We start from the raw sequence: 309 nt of genomic DNA, 5'->3' as shown, positions 1-309 counted from the left end.
GCCGGCGATGTCATGGAAATCGCCGGGTACGAGCGCGGCGCCTTCGACGCCGCGGTCTGCTTCGAGACCATCGAGCACCTCGCGGATCCGCTGCCGATGCTGCGCGAGCTGCGCAAGGTCGCCGGCATCCTGATCGCCAGCGTGCCGAACGAGGCGGTGTTCCCCTTCAAGGGATACCGGTTCCACCACCGCCATTACACCCGGGTCCAGTTCGCCGCCCTGCTCCAGGAAGCCGGCTTCGAGGTCACAGGCTGGTATGGGCAGCTCGGGCCAGATTCCGAAGTGGAACCCAACTTTGAGGGTCGCACC

The 309-nt window shown here is 66.3% G+C and carries 1 protein-coding gene; it reads left to right on the top strand.

Features of this window, described 5'->3' with window-relative positions:
* Positions 1–12: 12 nt before the first annotated feature.
* A partial coding sequence (locus EN818_RS31385) for a class I SAM-dependent methyltransferase (RefSeq protein WP_135906690.1) occupies positions 13–309 on the top strand: 297 nt, incomplete at its 3' end.

Source organism: Mesorhizobium sp. M3A.F.Ca.ET.175.01.1.1 (genome assembly GCF_004791945.1).
In the GTDB taxonomy this organism is placed as follows: domain Bacteria; phylum Pseudomonadota; class Alphaproteobacteria; order Rhizobiales; family Rhizobiaceae; genus Mesorhizobium.
Note: the sequence above shows the minus strand (reverse complement) of the source record. Positions and strands in the feature narration are given on the sequence as shown.